The organism is Vibrio sp. YT-19(2023), from assembly GCF_033337395.1.
Genome location: NZ_JAWOQN010000009.1, coordinates 60,299 through 81,786, shown reverse-complemented (window position 1 = coordinate 81,786; position 21,488 = coordinate 60,299). Strand labels below are relative to the sequence as shown.

Genomic DNA, 21,488 nt, shown 5'->3' with positions numbered 1-21,488 from the left:
AAAAGGCTCGCCTTACCAAAGGTTGTAATTCTTACTACTGGATCACGTTAAAAAGACTACTCCTACATTACGACAGCACTTAATCTGACTTTTTGTTCAAGCATTGCTCAAAACTATTCGCCATATTGTTGAGAAAAGTAAAGTAACTGCCAGGTTTTGCTTCAATTGTACTCCCTAACGGGTCAAGCTCGCCTTTAGCGACGTCACTGCCTCTCATTACGCTCTGAACGACAGCCGGGGTAAACTGAGGTTCAGAAAATACACAAGCCACATCTCCACCACTTAGCTTTTGACGAATTTGAATTAAGGTCTTCGCTCCTGGCTTGCGCTCTGGGCTCACAGTAAAATGCCCCATTTGATTTAGTTCATAACGATCTTCGAAATAACCGTAAGCATCATGGAATACAAAGTAACCTTTGTTTTTTACTGGTGCCAGCTTCTGCTTTATCTGTTGGTCAGTGTCTTTTAGCTCGAGTTCAAACTTTTTGAGGTTCGCTTGATATTGAGCTGCATTTTCCGGATCAAGTGATACAAGTTGATTCACAACAGCCTTGGCCACTTGTTGTGCTTGGCTTACACCTAGCCAAAAGTGCGGATCATGTGAGCCATGATCGTGCCCATCATGGTCATGGTTGTGCTCACTATCAAATTCACGCAATTCTAGATTTGGAATTTGACTAATAGTCAAAGTATTCGATCTATCCGAAACAACTTTCTCTAGAAACGGTTCAAGATCATGTCCGTACCAGATAACCAAATCAGCCGAAGCGACCTTTTTAACATCCGATGGACGCAAAGCGTAGTCATGGGGTGATGTGTTAGGCTGCAATAACACGTCTGGTGAAGTTACTCCTTGAGTAAGCTCTGTTACTAACAACTGAATAGGTTTGATACTCGTCAGTACCGTTACCGCCTGTGCTGGCAGTGTTAACATTGCTGAGGCAGCAAGAATTAATGCTCTTTTCATAGTTTTACTTGGGATATGGCGTGGAAAGTGAGATAATGTTACATTATAACATTATTGATTTGCAAATGAGTTTCATTCATGTCTTCCTTAGTCCATCTTGAGCAGTTATGCGTCGAGTTCGATGGCCGCAGAGTTCTCGATAACATTAGTATGGAATTAGAAAAGGGCAAAATAACTACCCTAATTGGTCCCAATGGAGCGGGAAAATCAACGTTAGTCAAAGTTATCTTAGGTCTTCAAAAGCCGACTAGCGGCAAGTTGAACCGACAAAGAAAACTGAAAATTGGTTACGTTCCTCAAAAGTTGAAGCTCAATGACTCCCTTCCATTGAATGTAACCCGCTTTCTAAATTTAGCAGGAAAATACAGTAAGCAAGAGTGCATTGATGCATTAAGGCTTGTTGGCGCTGAACATTTACTTAATAGTAATATGCATCGCTTATCCGGTGGTGAAAACCAACGAGTGTTACTGGCTCGCGCTCTGCTTCAGCGTCCTCAGCTGTTGGTATTAGACGAACCAGCTCAGGGTGTGGATATCCAAGGTCAAATCGATCTCTATGACTTAATTGAGAGCATTCGTCATCGCTTTGATTGTGGCGTATTTATGGTGTCGCATGACTTACATTTAGTGATGGCGAAAACGGACGATGTTATTTGTCTGCATCACCATGTTTGCTGCTCAGGTTCACCTGCCACTATTACTCAGCACCCTTCTTACATCGCACTATTTGGCAATGCAGCGAGAGAGTCTCTCGCGTTTTATCATCACGACCATGAGCACCATCATCACGATTTATCCGGAACGCCAGTAAGCGGTGATGCGACATCATGCTCCCACCATAAACACGGACATCACCATCATGATTGAGTTTCTCCTACCTTCTATCCTTGCTGGTATTGGTATCGCGATCATTGCCGGTCCACTTGGGTCATTTGTCGTTTGGCGTAAAATGGCTTACTTCGGAGATACCCTAGCTCATGCATCGTTAATGGGCCTAGCGCTGGGCTTCTTGCTCAACGTAAATCTCTACCTTGCGCTACTCGTCTGCTGTTTAGCTCTGGCCGTTTTGCTTGTCACTCTGCAAAAGCAACAACTTGTGGCTACAGACACGTTGTTAGGTATCTTGGCACACAGTGCACTCTCTATCGGTTTAGTATCGGTTAGCTTTTTGGAAAACGTGCGCGTCGATTTAATGAGCTACCTATTTGGGGACTTACTTGCCGTCTCTCCACAAGATCTGATGTTTATTTACGCAGGTGTTGTTGCGGTAAGCGCGTGTTTGTACGTCTTCTGGCGCCCACTGCTTTCTAGCACTGTCAGTGAAGAACTTGCCGCTGTTGAGGGCGTGAATACAGACTTAGTTAGATTGGTGTTAATGCTAATGGTGGGTGTAGTAATCGCAGTAGGTATGAAGTTCGTTGGCGCGTTGATCATGACTTCACTCCTAATTATCCCAGCCGCAACAGCACGTAAAGTCTCTTCATCACCAGAGCAAATGGCATTGTTCGCATCCATTATTGGCTCAGTGGCAGTACTGATGGGGCTTAGCCTATCATGGCACTTCGATACACCGGCCGGCCCTTCTGTAGTGATCAGCGCAACATCCTTATTTATGCTGAGCCAGCTGATTAAAAGCAAAGCATAATCGCATTGAGCATTAAACGCGAAAGGCCTTGCTAACAACAAACATAAATCCACTGAAACGGAAAAAGAAAAGCCTGCGAAATCGCAGGCTTTTTAATACTTATTAAGCTGTGTGGTCGATTACCAACCCGTCACTTCACGTAGACCTTGGCCAATCTCTGCTAGAGATTTCACAGTTTTAACGCCAGCCGCTTCTAGTGCAGCAAATTTGTCTTCAGCAGTACCTTTACCACCAGAGATAATCGCACCAGCATGGCCCATACGCTTACCAGGAGGTGCAGTTACACCAGCAATGTAAGAAACCACTGGCTTCGTTACATTTTCTTTAATGTATGCTGCTGCTTCTTCTTCTGCAGTACCACCGATCTCACCGATCATAACGATCGCTTCTGTCTCAGGGTCTTCTTGGAACAGTTTTAGGATATCAATGAAGTTTGAACCCGGGATTGGGTCACCACCGATACCAACACAAGTAGACTGGCCGAAACCTTCGTCAGTGGTTTGTTTGACTGCTTCGTAAGTTAGAGTACCGCTACGAGATACGATACCTACTTTACCTTTCTTGTGAATGTGACCAGGCATGATACCGATCTTACACTCATCAGGAGTGATAACACCCGGACAGTTAGGACCAATCATGCGAACGCCAGTTTCTTCTAGCTTCACTTTCACGTCGATCATATCTGTAGTAGGGATACCTTCAGTAATCGTTACGATTAGCTCGATACCCGCGTCAATCGCTTCTAGGATTGCATCTTTACAGAAAGGAGCTGGTACGTAGATGACTGTCGCTGTTGCACCAGTCGCTTCTACTGCTTCGCGAACTGTGTTGAATACAGGAAGACCTAGGTGAGTTTGGCCGCCTTTACCTGGAGACACACCACCAACCATTTGCGTACCGTATGCGATAGCTTGCTCTGAGTGGAAAGTACCTTGACCACCAGTGAACCCCTGACAGATTACTTTAGTGTCTTTGTTAATTAATACAGACATTATTTAGCCTCCGCAGCAGCAACAACTTTCTGAGCAGCATCAGTTAGCGACTCAGCAGCAATGATATCAACATCAGAATTAGCAAGAACTTCGCGACCTAGGTCAGCGTTAGTACCTTCAAGACGAACAACAACAGGTACGCTTACGCCTACCTCTTTAACCGCACCGATAATACCTTCTGCGATCATGTCACAACGTACAATACCACCGAAGATGTTAACAAGTACCGCTTTCACATTGTCATCAGATAGGATGATCTTGAATGCTTCAGCAACACGCTCTTTCGTCGCGCCGCCACCTACATCTAAGAAGTTAGCTGGTTTGCCGCCGTGTAGGTTTACGATATCCATCGTACCCATTGCTAGGCCTGCACCGTTAACCATACAGCCAACGTTACCGTCTAGTGCTACGTAGTTCAGCTCCCACTGAGCTGCGTGTGCTTCACGCTCATCTTCTTGTGAAGGATCGTGCATTTCACGAAGCTTAGGCTGACGATACAGTGCGTTTGAGTCGATGTTGATCTTACCGTCAAGACATAGCAAGTTGCCTTCGCCAGTAATCACAAGTGGGTTGATCTCTAGCAGAGCAAGATCGTACTGAGAGAACATAGTGCCAAGACCCATAAAGATCTTAACGAATTGTTTGATTTGGTCACCTTCAAGACCAAGTTTGAACGCAAGCTCGCGACCTTGGTAAGCTTGTGGGCCTACTAGCGGATCGATCGCAGCTTTGTGGATTAGTTCCGGCGTTTCTTCCGCAACTTTTTCGATTTCCACACCACCTTCGGTAGAAGCCATGAAAACGATCTTACGGCTAGCACGGTCAACTACCGCACCTAGGTATAGTTCGTTCGCAATATTTGAAGCTTCTTCAACAAGGATTTTTGTTACTGGCTGACCATTTGCGTCTGTTTGGTAAGTCACTAGGTTTTTACCTAACCACTTCTGTGCAAACTCTTTAACGCCTTCTTTTGTATCGTGTAGCTCTACGCCACCCGCTTTACCACGGCCACCAGCGTGAACCTGACATTTAACTACTTTCTTGGCTGTACTAATACGGCCTGCGGCTTCAAAAGCTTCTTGTGGTGTATCACACGCGTAGCCTTCTGGCACAGGCAAACCGAATTCTGCAAACAGCTGTTTGGCTTGGTATTCATGCAAATTCATTTCGATATTCCGTTTGTTTTTCCCTTAAGGGATTTATTATTTCCATAACGCTGCAGTCTTGGCTGCTTGTACGTCTGTAGGGTCTTCTCAAATCAATCCTTCATCATGAGTTCTCATACTGAAGGATTCAAATGAAGGCCAAACGTTGAGCTAGTCTAGCCATTGAAATTTTTAACGTCTAGCTACCTACGATAACTAGACGTTTTAGCGATATTAAACGTCTAATAGGAGACGTGCTGGGTCCTCTAGTAACTCTTTAATCGTTACTAGGAAACCAACTGATTCACGACCGTCAATTAGGCGGTGATCGTAAGATAACGCTAGGTACATCATCGGCAAGATTTCAACTTTGCCATCCACTGCCATCGGACGCTCTTGGATCTTATGCATACCAAGAATCGCTGATTGAGGTGGGTTGATGATTGGTGTAGACATAAGTGAACCAAACACACCACCGTTTGTGATAGTGAAGTTACCGCCCATTAGCTCGTCTACCGTTAGCTTGCCATCACGACCTTTAATAGCCAGCTCTTTGATGCCTTTTTCAACATCAGCGAAACCAAGCTTGTCACAGTCTTTTAGGACAGGTGTAACTAGACCACGTGGCGTTGATACCGCCATGCTAATGTCGAAGTAGTTGTGGTAAACAATGTCATCGCCATCAATCGAAGCATTTACTTCTGGGTAACGCTTAAGCGCTTCTGTTACTGCTTTCACGTAGAAAGACATGAAGCCCAAACGAATACCGTGACGCTCTTCGAACTGATCTTTGTACTGCTTACGAAGGTCCATGATTGGTTTCATGTTGACTTCGTTAAACGTCGTTAGCATTGCCGTGTTGTTCTTCGCTTCTAGCAGACGGTTAGCAACTGTCTTACGAAGGCGAGTCATTGGAACACGTTTCTGACTGCGAGCTGCTGCTGGCACGTCAACCACTGCTGGCGAGTCTTCTTTTGACGTAGATTTAGCGTTCGCAAGATGCGCTTCAATATCTTCGCGCGTAATACGACCACCAACACCAGTGCCTTTCACTTGGCTTGCTTCTAAGCCATGTTCAGCCAATAAACGGCGCACTGCTGGGCTTAGTGCGTCATTACTTTCTTCGCTAAGCGCAGCTTTGTGACGCTTATCAGGAGATGCTTCAGTACCTTCTGTTTTGTCTGCAGTTGGTTCACCTGCAACTGCGCCTGGCTTCAATTTAGCAATAATTTGTTTAGAAAGTACTGTCGCACCTTCTGCTTCAACAATAGCTTCTAAAACGCCAGCTTCCGGAGCTGGAACTTCTAGCACAACTTTGTCTGTTTCGATGTCAACCAAAACCTCGTCACGCTCTACTGCGTCGCCTGGTTGTTTGTGCCATGTCGCTACGGTTGCATCAGCAACTGATTCAGGTAAATCTGGAACCAGAATTTCAATTGTCATATCTGTTTCTTCCTTTAACTTCTAGTTCTTAATTCGAAGTTTTTGAGTTCACGTTCAGAGCGTCTTCAACCAACGCTTTTTGTTGTTTCAAGTGCACCGACATGTAGCCAACTGCTGGCGAAGCAGAAGCTGGGCGACCTGCGTATTTAAGATTTGCACCTGCAGGAATAGCGGCACGGAAGTTATGTTGGCTACAGTACCAAGCACCTTGGTTCTGAGGTTCTTCCTGACACCACACGAAGTCTTCAACGTTAGTGTATTGAGCAATTGCTGCTTGTACTTCTTCCATTGGGAATGGGTAAAGCTGTTCAATACGCACGATAGCAACATCGTCTTGCTCGTTGTTACGGCGCTGCTCTAGTAGGTCAAAGTAAACCTTACCAGCACAGAACACGACACGTTTCACTTTGCTTGGTTCTAAATCATCTACTTCTGGAATTGCAGATTGGAATGTACCATCCGCCAAGTCTTCAATCGTTGAAGTACATAGAGGGTGGCGCAGCAAAGATTTCGGCGACATAACAATGAGAGGTCGACGCATTGGGCGTACAACCTGACGACGAATCATGTGGTACACCTGAGCCGGTGTTGAAGGAACCACAACCTGCATATTTTGCTCAGCACAAAGCTGAAGGTAACGCTCTAAACGTGCAGATGAGTGCTCAGGGCCTTGACCTTCATAACCATGAGGTAGAAGCATAGTAAGACCGCACAAACGCGCCCACTTTTGCTCGCCTGACGAGATAAACTGGTCGATAACAACTTGTGCACCGTTGGCAAAATCACCAAACTGTGCTTCCCAGATAGTTAAACCACCTGGTTCGGCTGTTGCGTAACCGTATTCAAACGCCAACACAGCTTCTTCTGACAATACTGAGTCAAAGACTTGGAATGGCCCTTGGTTGTCATGAATATTCGCTAATGGAATGTAAGTGCTTGCATCGGTTTGGTTATGAAGAACCGAGTGACGGTGGAAGAAAGTACCACGACCCGAGTCCTGACCAGAAAGACGAATACGCTTGCCATCGTCAACCAATGTAGCATACGCCAATGTTTCAGCCATACCCCAGTCAATGGCTTTTTCACCGGTCATCATTGCTAGACGATCGTTGTATAGCTTATTAACACGGCTTTGCAGTTTATGGCTTTCTGGGTACTGACACAGACGATTGCCTAGCTCAATAAGGCGTGTCTTGTCGTATTTTGAATCCCACTCCATATCCCATTCGTGCCCTAAGTAAGGGGACCAGTCTACAGAGTGCAACGCCATTGGACGCCATTCTTTAACAACCACTTCACCGCGATCTAATGCATCGCGATACTCATTGACTAACTGAGTCGCTGTCTCGATATCTGATTCATTTTTATCGATCAGAACATCTGCATACAATTTGCGTGGTGTAGGATGCTTTTTGATTTTCTGGTACATCAAAGGCTGAGTCGCATTTGGCTCATCCGCCTCATTGTGGCCGTGGCGACGGTAACATACAAGATCGATCACGACATCGCGCTTGAACTCGTTACGGTAATCCAATGCAATGCGAGTAACAAAAGCAACTGCTTCTGGGTCATCTGCATTTACATGGAAAATTGGCGCCTGCACCATCTTCGCGATATCGGTACAGTACATCGTAGAACGCGTGTCACGAGGATTAGACGTCGTAAAGCCTACTTGGTTGTTGATGACGATACGTACCGTACCACCAACTTGGAACCCACGAGCAAGAGACATGTTGAACGTTTCGGCAACCACACCCTGACCAGCGATTGCAGAATCACCGTGGATGGTGATAGGAAGCACTTTGCTACCTTGATTATCACCCAAGCGATCTTGACGTGCTCGAACTGAGCCCATGACTACTGGGTTTACGATTTCTAGGTGCGACGGGTTAAATGCAAGTGCTAAGTGAACATCACCGCCAGGAGTCGCAAAATCAGCAGAGAAACCTTGGTGATATTTCACATCACCCGTACCCCAAGTTTCGTCGTGTTTACCGGCGAACTCATCAAACAGGTCTTGAGGTTTCTTACCAAGTACGTTCACCAGCATGTTCAAACGACCGCGGTGAGCCATACCGATAACCACTTCACGCATTCCACTTGTACCCGCATGACGGATCAACTCTTTCGTCATCGGAATCAGCGCATCACCACCTTCTAAAGAGAAACGTTTTGCACCTGGGAATTTCGCCCCGAGGTAACGCTCCAAACCTTCAGCGGCTGTTAGCTCTTCTAGGAATGTGCGCTTCTCATCTTTGTTGAATGATGGCTGGCCTACGACAGACTCAAGGCGTTGCTGAATCCAACGCTTTTGCTCTGTGTCAGTCATGTGCATGTATTCAGCACCGATGGAACCGCAATAAGTTTTGTTGAGGGCTTCATAGATATCTTTCAACTTCATGGTTTCTTGCCCAACAGCAAAAGAACCTACGTTGAAAGTTTCTTCGAAGTCATCTTCGGTAAGATTATGAAAAGCAGGGTCTAACTCCGCCACTGTTGGGCGTTGCCATAGACCTAGTGGGTCTAATTCTGCAGCTTCATGCCCGCGGAAACGGTATGCGTTGATTAGCTGTAGAACTTTTACTTGTTTTGCATCGACATCTGGGTCACTAACTTGGACATTGTAATGCTTTGTTTCTCTAGCGAGTCGTCGGAAGTAGTCACGGACACGTGAATGTGGTTGTTCTGCCACTTCTTCTGATGGCTTAGGCAAGCCTTCAAAAACACGTTTCCACTCCTCACTTACCAGATCGGGATCACTTAGATACAGTTCGTAGAGGTCCTCTACATACGTTGCATTGGCGCCAGCCAAGTGTGAAGACTCGAGCCATGCCTTCATCACGCCGTTGTGCATATTTTCCCTTAACCAGTAGTTTTCACGTTTGCTTCGGTCTTTGCCGAGCTATAAGAGCCGACTAAAAATACGGTCGGCAATTTTTGTATTCTTTACTCGAATATTACTGAAGCAGTGAAGCGGTCATATCGGGTGATCCGCAACACTGCGACATTCCTAAGAGCGAGTAAATTAAACCGAACGATTAACCAACATCGACTTAATGTGACCGATGGCTTTCGTCGGATTTAATCCCTTAGGACAAACACTTACACAATTCATGATGCCATGGCAACGAAAAACGCTAAATGCATCATCAAGATCAGACAAACGTTCATCTGTTGCCGTATCGCGGCTATCAATTAGCCAACGGTACGCTGCGAGAAGACCAGCTGGGCCGATGAATTTATCAGGGTTCCACCAGAATGATGGGCAAGACGTTGTACAACATGCACACATGATACATTCGTACAATCCATCTAAATGCGCACGATCATCAGGCGATTGTAGGTTCTCACGTGATGGTGGTAATGCACCATCATCAATCAAGAATGGTTTAACTTTCGCATAGTTATCATAGAACTGCGTCATGTCAACGATAAGATCGCGCACGACAGGTAACCCTGGTAGTGGACGAATAACTATCTTATCGCCTTGTAGAGCAGATAACGGTGTGATACACGCTAGGCCGTTTTTACCATTCATATTCAAACCATCAGAACCACATACCCCTTCACGGCATGAGCGACGGAACGCGATGCTTGGATCTTGCTCTTTTAGCAGAATCAATGCATCAAGCACCATCATGTCTGAGCCTTCGTCTACCTCAAGGGTATACTCTTTCATGTAAGGCTTGGTATCCACATCCGGATTGTAACGGTATAAAGAGAAGTTTAATTTCATAGTCGTATCCTCCCTTTAGTATGTACGTACTTTCGGCGGGAAAGCTTCACGATGCGTTGGCGTCATGTTCACATCACGCTTAGTCATCGCTTCTGTTTCCGGATTGTAGATAGAGTGGCATAGCCAGTTCTCATCATCACGCTCAGGGAAATCGAAACGAGCATGTGCGCCACGACTCTCTGTACGGTAGTTTGCTGCAACGGCAGTTGAAAACGCGGTTTCCATCAGGTTATCAAGTTCTAGACACTCAATACGCTGCGTGTTGAACTCTGAAGACTTGTCCGCTAGATGCGCATCTTTCAAACGTTCGCGAATCACTTTCAACTCTTCTAGACCGGTTGCCATCGCATCGCCTTCACGGAATACCGAGAAGCTGTTTTGCATGCATGCTTGTAGGTCTTTACGAATCTGAACTGGATCTTCACCACCAGTGCTGTTTTCCCAACGCATAGTACGCGATAGAGACGCTTCAATATCAGATTCTGTTGCAGGACGAGCTTCTGCTTGCGCTGCTAGCGTTTCGCCAAGGTGCAAGCCAGTAGCACGACCAAATACGACCAAGTCTAGTAATGAGTTGCCGCCCAGACGGTTAGCACCGTGTACCGATACAGAAGCAATCTCACCACATGCGTAAAGGCCTTGTACTTCCATCTCGCTACCGTCGGCCTTCTGCTTAATTGCTTGGCCAGAGACTTGAGTAGGTACACCACCCATCATGTAGTGACAAGTTGGAATTACTGGAATTGGCTCTTTCACAGGGTCAACGTGTGCAAATGTACGAGACAGTTCACAGATACCTGGTAGACGTGATTCAAGTACTTCTTTACCAAGGTGATCAAGTTTCAACTTGATATGTGGACCCCAAGGACCATCACAGCCGCGGCCTTCACGAATTTCAATCATCATTGAACGAGCAACCACGTCACGACCAGCAAGGTCTTTCGCGTTTGGTGCGTAGCGCTCCATGAAGCGTTCACCATCTTTATTTAGAAGGTAACCACCTTCACCACGACAACCTTCCGTCACTAGAACACCCGCGCCAGCAATACCTGTTGGGTGGAACTGCCACATTTCCATGTCTTGCATTGGAACGCCTGCGCGAAGTGCCATACCAACGCCATCACCCGTGTTGATGTGCGCGTTAGTGGTCGATGCGTAAATACGACCTGCACCACCTGTAGCTAGAATGGTTGCTTTCGATTTGAAGTAACAGATTTCACCCGTTTCCATACAAATCGCAGTACAACCCATGATTGCGCCGTCTTGGTTTTTCACAAGATCCAAAGCGTACCACTCCGAGAAGATGGTTGTTTTGTGTTTTACGTTTTGCTGGTAAAGCGTGTGAAGAAGTGCGTGGCCAGTACGGTCTGCAGCTGCGGCTGTACGAGCAGCTTGCTCACCACCAAACTCTTTAGATTGACCACCGAATGGACGTTGGTAGATGGTACCGTTATCGAAACGAGAGAATGGCAGACCCATTTTTTCAAGCTCGATAACTGACTCAGGACCATTTTTACACATGTATTCAATCGCGTTCTGGTCACCGATGTAGTCGGAACCTTTAACGGTATCGTACATGTGCCATTGCCAATCGTCTTTGTGCGAGTTACCCAGAGCAACAGTAATGCCACCCTGTGCAGACACAGTATGAGAACGTGTTGGAAATACTTTTGACAACAAAGCACATGATAGGCCTTGTTCTGAAATTTGTAGTGCAGCGCGCATACCTGCACCACCAGCGCCGATTACTACGGCATCAAACTCACGAACTGGAATAGACACTTACGCACCCCACAGAATAAATAGACCAGAGAAGACATAGCCGAATAGCACGGCAATAACACCAAGTTGTAGTGCGCCACGTAGTTTCGCGCACTTAATGTAATCAGTTAATACTTGCCACAAACCAACCCAAGCGTGAATCAGGATCGAGACAAGTGCCAACATGGTGAATACTTTAGTGAAGGTACCACCAAAGAATTGGGTCCAAGATGCGTAAGAGATATCTGAAAATGCACAGAAGCTAATCAGATAAATCGTGTATAGCGTCATAATGATTGCAGTTGCACGAATTAGTAGGAAATCGTGTACACCATTACGACCAAATGAAGATACGTGTTTTACCATACCAAGATCCCCGCCAATAATGATAATACTGCTGTTGCACCAAACGCGACTTTAGCGCTCATCGTGCCTGAATCTAGTTCTTCAAAGTGACCTAGATCCATCAATAAGTGACGGATACCACCTGCGATGTGGTAGGCAAGTGCAGTAAGAATTCCCCACAGGATGAATTTTACGAAGAAGCGATCGACGATGTCAGCGGCTTCCATAAAACCCATTGGGGATGACAGAGAAATGGATAGTAACCACAGTAATATACCCACCGCAACAAACGTAATTACCCCAGACACACGGTGTAGGATGGATGCGATTGCTGTGATAGGAAAGTGGATGGTCTGTAAATCTAAATTAACAGGTCTTGACTTTCTTTCTTTCACGGGCTTGCTCACTCAGCTCCATTGAGCATTTATTGTTATAACCAATTTCAGCTTCCAAACGTACAAAAGTTAACATCTATTTAACAAATATCGCGAGTAACCACTCAGATGATTGTAAACAAGTTGTTAACAAACGGAATCCAGCAACAAACCTCACTCTTTGTTTCTAGCCCCGAATTTATAAGGATTTAACTAAAATTTTCTTTGCCAATATACGGCGAGCAACATTCTAATACAATTGGTGTAACAAATTATGCTACATAGAACAGATTTTTAACGATTTTCATGAGAAAAATCATAACAAGTGCACACAAAGATGGAGAAAAATTGACTTTAAGCTTTAACAACAGTACAAAAATGGCACACAAACATCCTGGACGGATTAAATAATAAACAAAGGAGATTGTTATGGCGGATAAGAAAGCGACCCTTCATGTTGAAGGTCAAGCGCCAATCGAACTGCCAATTATGGACGGTACGCTAGGTACACCTGTAATTGACGTTCGTAAGCTGGGAGCCAATGGTTACTTTACTTTTGACCCAGGTTTTCTTGCCACTGCATCTTGTGAATCATCAATCACGTACATCGATGGCGGCAAAGGTATTCTTTTGCACCGCGGTTTCCCGATTGATCAATTAGCCAATAACGCAGATTACTTAGAAGTATGTTACATCCTTCTTTATGGTGAAGCCCCTACCCGAGAACAATACGAGCAATTCAAAACGACCGTTACTCGTCACACAATGGTACACGAGCAAATCGCAAGCTTTTTCCATGGCTTCAGACGCGATGCTCACCCAATGGCGGTAATGTGTGGTGTAGTTGGAGCACTTGCAGCCTTCTATCACGACTCTCTTGACATTAACAACGACGAACACCGCGAAATTGCAGCGTACCGTCTGCTGTCAAAAATGCCAACACTGGCGGCGATGTGTTACAAATACTCTATCGGTCAGCCATTTATTTACCCTCGTAACGACCTTAGCTACGCTGAGAACTTCTTGCATATGATGTTCGCAAACCCTTGCGAAGAGTATGAAGTAAATCCTGTGGTTGCCCGTGCGATGGATAAGATTTTCACTCTACACGCGGATCACGAACAGAATGCGTCGACATCAACTGTACGCCTAGCTGGCTCTTCTGGTGCGAACCCATTTGCATGTATTGCCGCTGGTATTGCATCCCTTTGGGGGCCTGCTCACGGTGGTGCAAACGAAGCCTGCTTGAGAATGCTAGAAGAGATTGGCAGCGTCGATAACATCCCTGAATATGTAGACCGCGCGAAAGACAAAGATGACCCATTCCGCTTAATGGGCTTTGGTCACCGCGTTTACAAGAACTACGACCCACGTGCGACAGTAATGCGAGAAACGTGTCATGAAGTTCTCAAAGAGCTAAACATTCAAGACCCTCTGCTAGACGTTGCAATGGAACTTGAGCGCATTGCGCTTTCTGATGAGTACTTCGTGTCTAAGAAGCTGTACCCGAACGTAGACTTCTACTCAGGTATCATTCTTAAAGCGATTGGTATTCCAGTTTCTATGTTTACGGTTATCTTCGCGATTTCTCGTACCATCGGCTGGATTGCTCACTGGAACGAAATGCACAGCGATCCACTGAACCGCATCGGTCGTCCTCGTCAGCTATACACTGGCGAAACACAACGTGAGTTTTCTCCACTTCACGAACGTGAATGATCTTTTAGTACGAAGATAGACAAACAAAAGGGTTGAGATTTTCGTCTCAACCCTTTTCCTTTTCAGCGCTTAACGTTACTAATAGCGAACGTTAAACCGGATTATCAATATCGATAAACTCCACATGTAGGCCGTATTCATCCGCTAGCCATTTGCCTAAGGCCTGAACACCATAACGCTCAGTAGCATGATGACCTGCAGCAAAGTAATGAATGTCCATTTCACGAGCGGTATAAGTGGTGCGCTCTGAAATTTCTCCAGAGATAAATGCATCCAGCCCGTGCTGTACAGCAAGTTCAATGAAATCCTGCCCTCCACCAGTGCACCAGCCGACTGTCTCAATCATCTTATCGGTATTCTCTGGAGCGATATGCAGAGGCTCTCTATCAAGAACTTGATTGATCTTGCTCGCAAACTCAGCACCAGACATCGGTTTTTTCAAGCGTCCAAACATGGCTACTGATTGAGGATGTCCTTCAAGTCCACCTTCTACTTCGATTTCAAGTAAGCGAGCTAATTCTGCGTTGTTGCCTAGCTCTGGGTGAATATCCAGAGGAAGGTGATAACCATATAAGTTGATATCGTTTTTGATCAGACTACGAATTCGTTTACCTTTCATACCACGAATTGGCTCAGGCTCACCTTTCCAAAAATAGCCATGATGAACAAGCAATGCGTCTGCATTAAGCTCAATCGCTTTATCGATTAAGGCTTGAGAGGCAGTTACGCCAGTGATAATACGCTTTACGGCTGGCGTCCCTTCTACCTGTAGCCCGTTTGGTGCGTAATCTTTAATTAACTGCGGTGACAGTTTGTCATTAAGAATCTGTTCTAGCTTTAAGTTATTCATTATTACTTCCAATTTCTAGCGCATGTAAACCTAAATAACCTCTCGATGAAATCAGACCGAGAGTATGCAACCTAGTTGATACAACAACGTTTTGACATCTGGCACCTTGATATCATTTAGGTCTTTAAAGTGTATCTCGAACCCTAATATCGATGCTAGCCACCCTACCCTCAAAAGCAAATTTAGTTACAATAACAAAGCTTGTCGCCTCACCATAAATTTAGGGATACGGATGAACCAACTGCAACGCTTTTACCAATGGATCGCCACTTCACCTCCGCTTTTCAAGTTACGCCCTCCGTTTGCAACCTTAGAAGATGTCTCGGTCAAACCTTTGAATAGCTCAGAACAATACAATGGTAATCCGAGACTGGGTTTTTTATATCAGCACCTATGCACTGCGGCTCTTTCTAATTCAGAACGATATCAGATTATTGCCGAAGAAATTCAGTTAAACGACGCTGAAGGTAAGACCATTGGTGCTGTCGATTTGGTGTTGAGGAATACAGAATCAAATCAGATAGAGCATTGGGAAGTGGCGATTAAGTTTTATCTTCTTTACAACGGCATTTGGTATGGCCCGAATGCTCACGACCAGTTACATGCGAAATTGGATAGAATGCTCACGCATCAACTGAAAATGAGCGATCGCCCGGAATTTCAAAAAATAATTCCTTTAAACGACTCTCCAGAAGAGCGCCTAATGATGCAAGGACGACTCTATATTAATCCATTTACTCCAGAGCCAACTCCTAAGGAGTGCTTGGGTTATGAATTAAATCCAAGTCAGATTAGTGGTTACTGGTGCTATCAAAGTCAATGGGATTTAATTAGTAAACCCCTTTATCATTTACATAAACCATGCTGGGCGACCGGTACAGACGATTTCTCTCAACCTATTGAAAAGCCTTTAGATCGATTCATACACGCACAAACGGAAGACGGTCAATTCTGGTTTGTGGTACCAGATTCATGGCCCGGAGATAAAGCTGTTCGGGGCACTTAAACATGAAAGGGTTGATGTTTTCACATCAACCCTTTGCTAGATACATTGACCATTGGATGTTTTACAAACCAGCGGCTGCAAACACTTGATTAACGATCTCTTGTGCTTCTGCTTCGATTTGTTTTAGGTGCTCTTCACCTTTGAAGCTTTCACAGTAAATCTTGTAGATGTCCTCTGTGCCTGATGGACGAGCAGCGAACCAACCGTTAGCTGTCGTTACTTTAAGGCCACCAATCGCAGCACCATTGCCTGGTGCATGCGTTAGACGAGCAGTGATCTCATCACCTGCTAGAGTTTCAGCCGCAACCATTTCTGGTGACAACTTCTTCAATACGTCTTTTTGTGGGCCATTTGCTACAGCTTGAATACGGTTGTACTTCGACTCACCGTGCTTCGCCGCTAGCTCTTCATAGTAATCTTGTGGGTTCTTACCCGTTACCGCAGTGATCTCTGCTGCTAGAAGGCATAGCAAGATGCCATCTTTGTCTGTTGACCAAGGCGTGCCATCTTTACGAAGGAAAGACGCACCAGCACTTTCTTCGCCGCCGAAACCAAACTTACCAGTGTACAGACCGTCTACAAACCATTTGAAACCAACAGGCACTTCACATAGCTCACGACCTAGATCCGCAACAACACGGTCAATCAGCGCACTTGAAACTAGTGTTTTACCAACAGCGACATCTTTACCCCACGCGTCACGATGACGGTACAAGTAGTCAATACAAACGGCTAAGAAGTGGTTCGGGTTCATCAAACCTTTTGGCGTAACGATACCGTGACGGTCGTAGTCAGGATCGTTACCAAATGCTAAATCGTATTCGTCTTTCAGTGCCAATAGACCCGCCATTGCGTAAGGAGAAGAACAGTCCATACGCACAACGCCGTCTTTATCTAGCGACATGAATTGGAAAGAAGGATCGATCGATTCACTTACTAGCGTTAGGTCTAGGTTGTATGCCTGACCAATTTGACGCCAGTAATCGATACCGCTGCCACCCAATGGATCTACACCAATCTTCAGGTTCGCTTTTTGGATTGCTTCCATATCAATAACGTTCACCAGGTCATCGATGTATGGCTTCACCAAGTCCATCTCTACAAACAGATCCGATGCTTTTGCTTCTGCTAGTGGTAGGCGTTTAACACCTTGTAAACCTCCAGCAATCAATTCGTTCGCACGATCTTCGATAGCTTGAGTCAACTCAGCTTCTGCAGGACCACCATGTGTCGGATTGTATTTGATACCGCCGTCTTGTGGTGGGTTATGTGATGGGGTAATAACGATACCGTCTGCTTTTTCATCGTGTTTGATGTTGTAAGTCAGAATCGCGTGTGAAATACCCGGTGTTGGCGTGTAACCGTTGTCTTGTTGGACAATCACTTTCACACCGTTTGCAATCAGTACTTCAATCACACTTGAGAAAGCAGGCTCAGATAGCGCATGCGTGTCTTTACCCACAAACAACGGGCCAGTTGTGCCTTGCTCAGCACGAACTTCTGCTACCGCTTGAGCGATCGCTAAAATGTGGTTTTCGTTAAAAGTGTGCTTGTCTGCAGTACCGCGGTGGCCAGAAGTACCAAATTGAACTTTGTGTTCTGCGTTTGCCGCGTCTGGTTGAAGTAAGAAGTAGTTAGCGACGAGTGCTGGGATATTGTGAAGATCTTCCTGCTGCGCTTTTTGCCCAGCACGAGGGTGCATAGCCATGTTTGACATCCTTTCTTTCAATACAAATAAAATTAAAAAAGCCTCATAATATCCGCTCACTGCGACGCATTATGAGGCTTCTATCAGGTTTCTAGATTGAACCTGTTACTTTTTCTATTAAGTCAGGTTGGAACCCCATGTGTGCCATAACTTGTTCAACCATCTGTCTTTTACGACTTGTATTGTTATTCGTGATAACCCAAAACGGTGTGCCAGGAATGGCTTTTGGCTTGGTCGTATTACCGTTTGCTAGCAAGGTTTCTTCATTATCTGCAAAGTACACGCGTTTGCGTCCTTTTACATTCGTAGCCTGGGCGAAACCTTCTGGATTCAATTTATGTAAGGTCGATAATACCAACATAAAGCGATCAATCGCTTTTTTTAGACCGGCAAACTCATCAGAAATAAGCAGCGAACGCATTTCTTTCACTACATCAACAGATTCCGTTTTACCCGCATCTTTACTTACTACAATCCCTTGTGGCTTCTCTACTACAGGCGCGGCTTTAGCTTCCTGCAACTGACCATCAAGGTTTAAAAGGCGTCGCAAAATATCCGAGGCGCTTTCACCGATATGCTTAGTTTGACTAGCTATATAACGGTATAGATCCTCATCAACCTCAATTGTTTTCATTCGCTTTTCACATTCTCAATGTTTAAACTCTGGGGGATTATAACGAGATCCACGCGGATACTCCACGTTAAACCCATCACGAATAAGATAAAATGTCAGCATTACTCAACTATAAGCAGGAAGGCCAAGGCCAAACAGTTGTTTTGATTCACGGATTGTTTGGTAGTTTAAGTAATCTGGGTCTACTCGCCCGCGATCTTATTAAAGATCACACGGTGATCAGTATTGATCTGAGAAATCACGGCCTCTCTTTCCACTCCGAAGTCCATAACTATACCGATATGGCAAAAGATGTGGCTCAGCTCCTTCAGCACTTAAACGTTGAGCCATCTATTGTTATTGGTCACTCCATGGGCGGAAAAGTCGCGATGGCTTTTGTGGACATTGCTCCAAATGTAGTCAAGCAGTTAGTCGTTCTCGACATGGCGCCTGTAGCCTACACTACGAACCGTCACGATAATGTTTTTAACGGCTTACATGCTGTTATTAATGAAAAACCAGCAAATCGACAGCAAGCCATGGATATCCTAGCTCAACATATTGAACTCGATGGTGTAAGACAATTTCTCTCTAAATCACTGTACAAAAATGGCGATAAGATGGATTGGCGGTTTAACGTACCGAGCCTTTTTGAGAATTATGACCAAATTATTGGCTGGCAAGAAATCACACCAACAGATATCCCAACTTTATTTATCAAAGGCGGCGACTCTGACTACTTAATGCCAGAACATCAGCCGGCAGTGAAGCGACAATTTAACCATGCTAAAGCACACATTATCGCTGGCACTGGTCACTGGTTACACGCCGAGAAACCGACAGAAGTAATGAGAGTCATTCGAAAATACATTTCGAGTTAACAAATTCGAAAAGCAACACTAGATTATTGAAATAACCCTTCTTGTAGTGCATTAACTTTACCGTTTAACAGTGGTATAGTGCGCCCAAGATTTTTCGGCATGAAGGGCTAAAATGCTTTACGACTATATGGATATGCTCGAGTCTATTGGGCTCGATCTTCTTTTTGCTGCTATCTTTTTTTTCATCGGGATGGCGATAAAAGATGTGCTAAAGCAAGGCAATGTACCTGTTTTTGGTCGTCGTATTGTGTGGTTAGTCCTTTTCCTAGGCTGTGCTGGCTTTATTGCAAAAGGTGTAATTCAGCTAACTTGGGAAGGCTCAGGGTTAGGTTAAACCCTTAGTAGTATCGCCAATAACAAACAATGTAAAGGTATAGACTCTATGGCAAGTGTAGGTATCTTCTTCGGTAGCGACACAGGTAATACTGAAGCCGTTGCAAAGATGATTCAAAAGCAACTAGGTAAACATCTAGTTCACGTTCAAGACATCGCGAAAAGCAGCAAAGAAGACATTGATAACTTCGATCTTCTTCTTCTAGGTATCCCAACTTGGTACTACGGCGAAGCACAATGTGATTGGGATGACTTCTTCCCTGAACTTGAGCAAATCGACTTCTCTACTAAGCTAGTGGCTATCTTTGGCTGTGGCGACCAAGAAGACTACGCAGAATACTTCTGTGACGCGATGGGCACAGTCCGTGATATCGTTGAATCTAAAGGCGGCACAATTCTTGGCCATACCTCGACAGAAGGCTACGAATTTGAAGCGTCTAAAGCACTTGTTGAAGGTGACGAAAGCCAATTCGTAGGTCTATGTATTGATGAAGACCGCCAACCAGAATTGACTGACGAGCGTGTTGAAAGCTGGGTTAAACAGATCTATGAAGAGATGTGTTTAGCTGAGCTAGAAGGCTAATCAAATTGAATGATGCAAAGACCTCCACTTGGAGGTCTTTTTGTATGTATTGTCACACAGCATCGGTAAGTACTTCCTCTTCGCGATACTGAGGTTTCTTTCTTACATAAAGCTTGCGTTGAACCTCTGAAACCACATTCCCCTGTTTATCTTTTACATGAGTAATAAACTCAGGAAAGCACTTTTCTCCATTCCGTGTCATTTGATAAATGTTTTCCAGCATCCCTTCAGTGACCTCAAATTCTGCAAACAAATCACTTTGCCCCGGCTTAATAAAGTTAATGCTTGCCTCTTTATCCCACACATAATATTCCTCTCGTAGAATCCCCATCAGCATCAACGAGTAAATAGGATCAGTTAAAGAGAAAATACTGCCGCCATATTGGGTGCGATTGGCATTTTTATTCCACCAGCGAAGCTTTAAACGTACCTTTACAGTACGGAAGTCTTGAGAAATATGTAAGATTTTAATACCCGCCCCCCAAAAAGGAGGCCAAATATTGAGTGCGAACTTTACAATTCCTGGTTTGTATATCTTCGCTAGTCGCCTATTCATCGCTATCCCTGCCCTCTCCAAGCTTAATGTTACACAATTGTAACTGGTCAGAGCTGTAATATAATGGACCTGTTTCTAATTTACAAAAAGATTCTATTAACCCTTTGAAGTTCGTGGTTTAATGTTCCGAACGCTTATCCTATAATGGTAGGAAGATTGAATTCTGTTAAATCGCTGCAGATGATCCAACGGGAAAGTATATGTCAGATAATAATCAGGCGCTGAAGGATGCGGGTTTAAAAGTAACCCTTCCGAGGCTAAAAATTCTAGAAGTACTTCAGCAGCCAGACTGCCAGCACATCAGTGCTGAAGATTTGTACAAAAAGTTGATTGATCTAGGTGAAGAAATTGGCCTAGCAACTGTTTACCGAGTTCTAAACCAGTTCGACGATGCTGGTATTGTAACTCGTCACCACTTTGAAGGTGGAAAGTCAGTCTTCGAATTATCGACTCAACATCACCACGACCACCTAGTGTGCCTAGACTGTGGTGAGGTAATTGAATTTTCTGACGATCTTATTGAAGAACGTCAAAAAGAGATTGCAGCTAAGTACAATGTCACACTAACAAACCACAGCTTATACTTGTACGGCAAGTGTAGCGATGGTGGTTGTAAAGACAATCCAGATGCACACAAACCGAAAAAATAAGGGTTTGTTAATTTAAAAAGTAAACGTCAGCACATGCTGGCGTTTTTTGTTTCTAGAAGTCAGTACCTTAGACGTCAGTACTTTGGTTACAGAACAAAAGCTACTAAACACCCATCTTTTTTCTCCACAGTTTTGCACATCTATATAGCACTCTGTGGGATTAGGTATAAAAAATGCCAGC

Annotated in this window: 21 protein-coding genes; 8 read left to right on the top strand and 13 right to left on the bottom strand. The window is 44.8% G+C overall.

Annotated elements, in window-relative coordinates; genetic code table 11:
* Positions 1-79: 79 nt before the first annotated feature.
* Positions 80-967 carry a zinc ABC transporter substrate-binding protein ZnuA gene (gene znuA, locus R7E78_RS08810; protein WP_017819948.1) on the bottom strand — a complete coding sequence of 296 codons (888 nt, stop codon included), beginning with the start codon at positions 965-967 and terminating at the stop codon, positions 80-82.
* A 78-nt stretch (positions 968-1,045) separates the two neighbouring features.
* Here znuA and znuC point away from each other — a divergent pair, with 78 nt between their 5' ends.
* On the top strand, positions 1,046-1,834 hold the full coding sequence (gene znuC / locus R7E78_RS08805; RefSeq protein WP_005382185.1) for a zinc ABC transporter ATP-binding protein ZnuC: 789 nt from the start codon (positions 1,046-1,048) through the stop codon (positions 1,832-1,834).
* On the top strand, positions 1,827-2,612 hold the full coding sequence (gene znuB, locus R7E78_RS08800) for a zinc ABC transporter permease subunit ZnuB (RefSeq protein WP_005382183.1): 786 nt from the start codon (positions 1,827-1,829) through the stop codon (positions 2,610-2,612). The genes znuC and znuB overlap by 8 nt, the downstream gene beginning before the upstream one ends.
* A gap of 119 nt (positions 2,613-2,731) precedes the next feature.
* Here znuB and sucD read toward each other — a convergent pair whose 3' ends face one another.
* The 8 genes from sucD to sdhC form a co-directional block, all read right to left on the bottom strand.
* Positions 2,732-3,604: a succinate--CoA ligase subunit alpha gene (gene sucD, locus R7E78_RS08795; RefSeq protein ID WP_005382181.1), complete on the bottom strand. Its 873-nt coding sequence runs from the start codon at positions 3,602-3,604 to the stop codon at positions 2,732-2,734.
* Complete coding sequence (sucC, locus tag R7E78_RS08790) at positions 3,604-4,770, bottom strand: ADP-forming succinate--CoA ligase subunit beta (protein ID WP_005382179.1); 1,167 nt, start codon at positions 4,768-4,770, stop codon at positions 3,604-3,606. The genes sucD and sucC overlap by 1 nt, the downstream gene beginning before the upstream one ends.
* Before the next feature lie 213 nt (positions 4,771-4,983).
* The gene (gene odhB / locus R7E78_RS08785; protein WP_154204757.1) at positions 4,984-6,192 is read right to left on the bottom strand and encodes a 2-oxoglutarate dehydrogenase complex dihydrolipoyllysine-residue succinyltransferase; all 1,209 of its coding nucleotides are present in this window, start codon (positions 6,190-6,192) and stop codon (positions 4,984-4,986) included.
* Between the two features lie 28 nt (positions 6,193-6,220).
* Positions 6,221-9,046 (bottom strand): 2-oxoglutarate dehydrogenase E1 component, encoded by a 2,826-nt coding sequence (sucA, locus tag R7E78_RS08780; protein WP_005382176.1) that lies wholly within the window; start codon positions 9,044-9,046, stop codon positions 6,221-6,223.
* A gap of 171 nt (positions 9,047-9,217) precedes the next feature.
* Positions 9,218-9,928: a succinate dehydrogenase iron-sulfur subunit gene (locus tag R7E78_RS08775; RefSeq protein WP_005382174.1), complete on the bottom strand. Its 711-nt coding sequence runs from the start codon at positions 9,926-9,928 to the stop codon at positions 9,218-9,220.
* A gap of 15 nt (positions 9,929-9,943) precedes the next feature.
* Entirely contained in the window at positions 9,944-11,710 is a 1,767-nt protein-coding gene (gene sdhA / locus R7E78_RS08770) for a succinate dehydrogenase flavoprotein subunit (protein ID WP_318057852.1), read from the bottom strand.
* On the bottom strand, positions 11,711-12,055 hold the full coding sequence (gene sdhD, locus R7E78_RS08765; RefSeq protein WP_005382169.1) for a succinate dehydrogenase, hydrophobic membrane anchor protein: 345 nt from the start codon (positions 12,053-12,055) through the stop codon (positions 11,711-11,713).
* Positions 12,049-12,441 carry a succinate dehydrogenase cytochrome b556 subunit gene (gene sdhC, locus R7E78_RS08760; protein ID WP_318057851.1) on the bottom strand — a complete coding sequence of 131 codons (393 nt, stop codon included), beginning with the start codon at positions 12,439-12,441 and terminating at the stop codon, positions 12,049-12,051. The genes sdhD and sdhC overlap by 7 nt, the downstream gene beginning before the upstream one ends.
* 396 nt (positions 12,442-12,837) lie before the next feature.
* On the opposite strand from sdhC, the gene R7E78_RS08755 reads away from it, so the two are divergent.
* On the top strand, positions 12,838-14,127 hold the full coding sequence (locus tag R7E78_RS08755; protein ID WP_005382163.1) for a citrate synthase: 1,290 nt from the start codon (positions 12,838-12,840) through the stop codon (positions 14,125-14,127).
* 91 nt (positions 14,128-14,218) lie between these two features.
* On the opposite strand, the gene R7E78_RS08750 is transcribed toward R7E78_RS08755, so the two are convergent.
* Positions 14,219-14,977 carry a Nif3-like dinuclear metal center hexameric protein gene (locus R7E78_RS08750; RefSeq protein ID WP_005393019.1) on the bottom strand — a complete coding sequence of 253 codons (759 nt, stop codon included), beginning with the start codon at positions 14,975-14,977 and terminating at the stop codon, positions 14,219-14,221.
* Between the two features lie 232 nt (positions 14,978-15,209).
* On the opposite strand from R7E78_RS08750, the gene R7E78_RS08745 reads away from it, so the two are divergent.
* Positions 15,210-15,983 carry a DUF1853 family protein gene (locus R7E78_RS08745; RefSeq protein ID WP_213915115.1) on the top strand — a complete coding sequence of 258 codons (774 nt, stop codon included), beginning with the start codon at positions 15,210-15,212 and terminating at the stop codon, positions 15,981-15,983.
* A 61-nt stretch (positions 15,984-16,044) separates the two neighbouring features.
* Here the strand turns inward: R7E78_RS08745 and pgm are convergent, their stop codons facing one another.
* The gene (pgm, locus tag R7E78_RS08740) at positions 16,045-17,691 is read right to left on the bottom strand and encodes a phosphoglucomutase (alpha-D-glucose-1,6-bisphosphate-dependent) (protein WP_065274259.1); all 1,647 of its coding nucleotides are present in this window, start codon (positions 17,689-17,691) and stop codon (positions 16,045-16,047) included.
* Positions 17,692-17,782: 91 nt separating this feature from the next.
* Entirely contained in the window at positions 17,783-18,325 is a 543-nt protein-coding gene (gene seqA / locus R7E78_RS08735) for a replication initiation negative regulator SeqA (RefSeq protein WP_005382149.1), read from the bottom strand.
* Between the two features lie 92 nt (positions 18,326-18,417).
* On the opposite strand from seqA, the gene R7E78_RS08730 reads away from it, so the two are divergent.
* The 3 genes from R7E78_RS08730 (at position 18,418) to fldA (ending at position 20,101) form a co-directional block, all read left to right on the top strand.
* A complete protein-coding gene (locus tag R7E78_RS08730; protein ID WP_318057850.1) occupies positions 18,418-19,185 on the top strand; it encodes an alpha/beta fold hydrolase in 768 nt (255 codons plus the stop codon).
* A 112-nt stretch (positions 19,186-19,297) separates the two neighbouring features.
* Entirely contained in the window at positions 19,298-19,519 is a 222-nt protein-coding gene (locus R7E78_RS08725) for a DUF2788 domain-containing protein (RefSeq protein WP_005393038.1), read from the top strand.
* Between the two features lie 48 nt (positions 19,520-19,567).
* On the top strand, positions 19,568-20,101 hold the full coding sequence (gene fldA, locus R7E78_RS08720; protein WP_005382146.1) for a flavodoxin FldA: 534 nt from the start codon (positions 19,568-19,570) through the stop codon (positions 20,099-20,101).
* A 52-nt stretch (positions 20,102-20,153) separates the two neighbouring features.
* On the opposite strand, the gene R7E78_RS08715 is transcribed toward fldA, so the two are convergent.
* Positions 20,154-20,657: a DUF4442 domain-containing protein gene (locus R7E78_RS08715; RefSeq protein WP_005382144.1), complete on the bottom strand. Its 504-nt coding sequence runs from the start codon at positions 20,655-20,657 to the stop codon at positions 20,154-20,156.
* 200 nt (positions 20,658-20,857) lie between these two features.
* On the opposite strand from R7E78_RS08715, the gene fcrX reads away from it, so the two are divergent.
* Entirely contained in the window at positions 20,858-21,307 is a 450-nt protein-coding gene (gene fcrX, locus R7E78_RS08710; protein ID WP_005382141.1) for a ferric iron uptake transcriptional regulator FcrX, read from the top strand.
* Positions 21,308-21,488: the final 181 nt, after the last annotated feature.

What these genes read in the sequence shown, in the direction of transcription:
- R7E78_RS08745 (WP_213915115.1), top strand. Translation starts at nt 15,210, where the DNA reads ATGAACCAACTGCAACGCTTTTACCAATGGATCGCCACTTCACCTCCG.
- fcrX (WP_005382141.1), top strand. Translation starts at nt 20,858, where the DNA reads ATGTCAGATAATAATCAGGCGCTGAAGGATGCGGGTTTAAAAGTAACC.
- R7E78_RS08750 (WP_005393019.1), bottom strand. Translation starts at nt 14,977, where the DNA reads ATGAATAACTTAAAGCTAGAACAGATTCTTAATGACAAACTGTCACCG.
- fldA (WP_005382146.1), top strand. Translation starts at nt 19,568, where the DNA reads ATGGCAAGTGTAGGTATCTTCTTCGGTAGCGACACAGGTAATACTGAA.
- R7E78_RS08755 (WP_005382163.1), top strand. Translation starts at nt 12,838, where the DNA reads ATGGCGGATAAGAAAGCGACCCTTCATGTTGAAGGTCAAGCGCCAATC.
- znuA (WP_017819948.1), bottom strand. Translation starts at nt 967, where the DNA reads ATGAAAAGAGCATTAATTCTTGCTGCCTCAGCAATGTTAACACTGCCA.
- sucC (WP_005382179.1), bottom strand. Translation starts at nt 4,770, where the DNA reads ATGAATTTGCATGAATACCAAGCCAAACAGCTGTTTGCAGAATTCGGT.
- pgm (WP_065274259.1), bottom strand. Translation starts at nt 17,691, where the DNA reads ATGGCTATGCACCCTCGTGCTGGGCAAAAAGCGCAGCAGGAAGATCTT.
- seqA (WP_005382149.1), bottom strand. Translation starts at nt 18,325, where the DNA reads ATGAAAACAATTGAGGTTGATGAGGATCTATACCGTTATATAGCTAGT.
- odhB (WP_154204757.1), bottom strand. Translation starts at nt 6,192, where the DNA reads ATGACAATTGAAATTCTGGTTCCAGATTTACCTGAATCAGTTGCTGAT.
- R7E78_RS08730 (WP_318057850.1), top strand. Translation starts at nt 18,418, where the DNA reads ATGTCAGCATTACTCAACTATAAGCAGGAAGGCCAAGGCCAAACAGTT.
- R7E78_RS08775 (WP_005382174.1), bottom strand. Translation starts at nt 9,928, where the DNA reads ATGAAATTAAACTTCTCTTTATACCGTTACAATCCGGATGTGGATACC.
- sdhD (WP_005382169.1), bottom strand. Translation starts at nt 12,055, where the DNA reads ATGGTAAAACACGTATCTTCATTTGGTCGTAATGGTGTACACGATTTC.
- sucD (WP_005382181.1), bottom strand. Translation starts at nt 3,604, where the DNA reads ATGTCTGTATTAATTAACAAAGACACTAAAGTAATCTGTCAGGGGTTC.
- znuB (WP_005382183.1), top strand. Translation starts at nt 1,827, where the DNA reads ATGATTGAGTTTCTCCTACCTTCTATCCTTGCTGGTATTGGTATCGCG.
- sucA (WP_005382176.1), bottom strand. Translation starts at nt 9,046, where the DNA reads ATGCACAACGGCGTGATGAAGGCATGGCTCGAGTCTTCACACTTGGCT.
- R7E78_RS08725 (WP_005393038.1), top strand. Translation starts at nt 19,298, where the DNA reads ATGCTTTACGACTATATGGATATGCTCGAGTCTATTGGGCTCGATCTT.
- znuC (WP_005382185.1), top strand. Translation starts at nt 1,046, where the DNA reads ATGTCTTCCTTAGTCCATCTTGAGCAGTTATGCGTCGAGTTCGATGGC.
- R7E78_RS08715 (WP_005382144.1), bottom strand. Translation starts at nt 20,657, where the DNA reads ATGAATAGGCGACTAGCGAAGATATACAAACCAGGAATTGTAAAGTTC.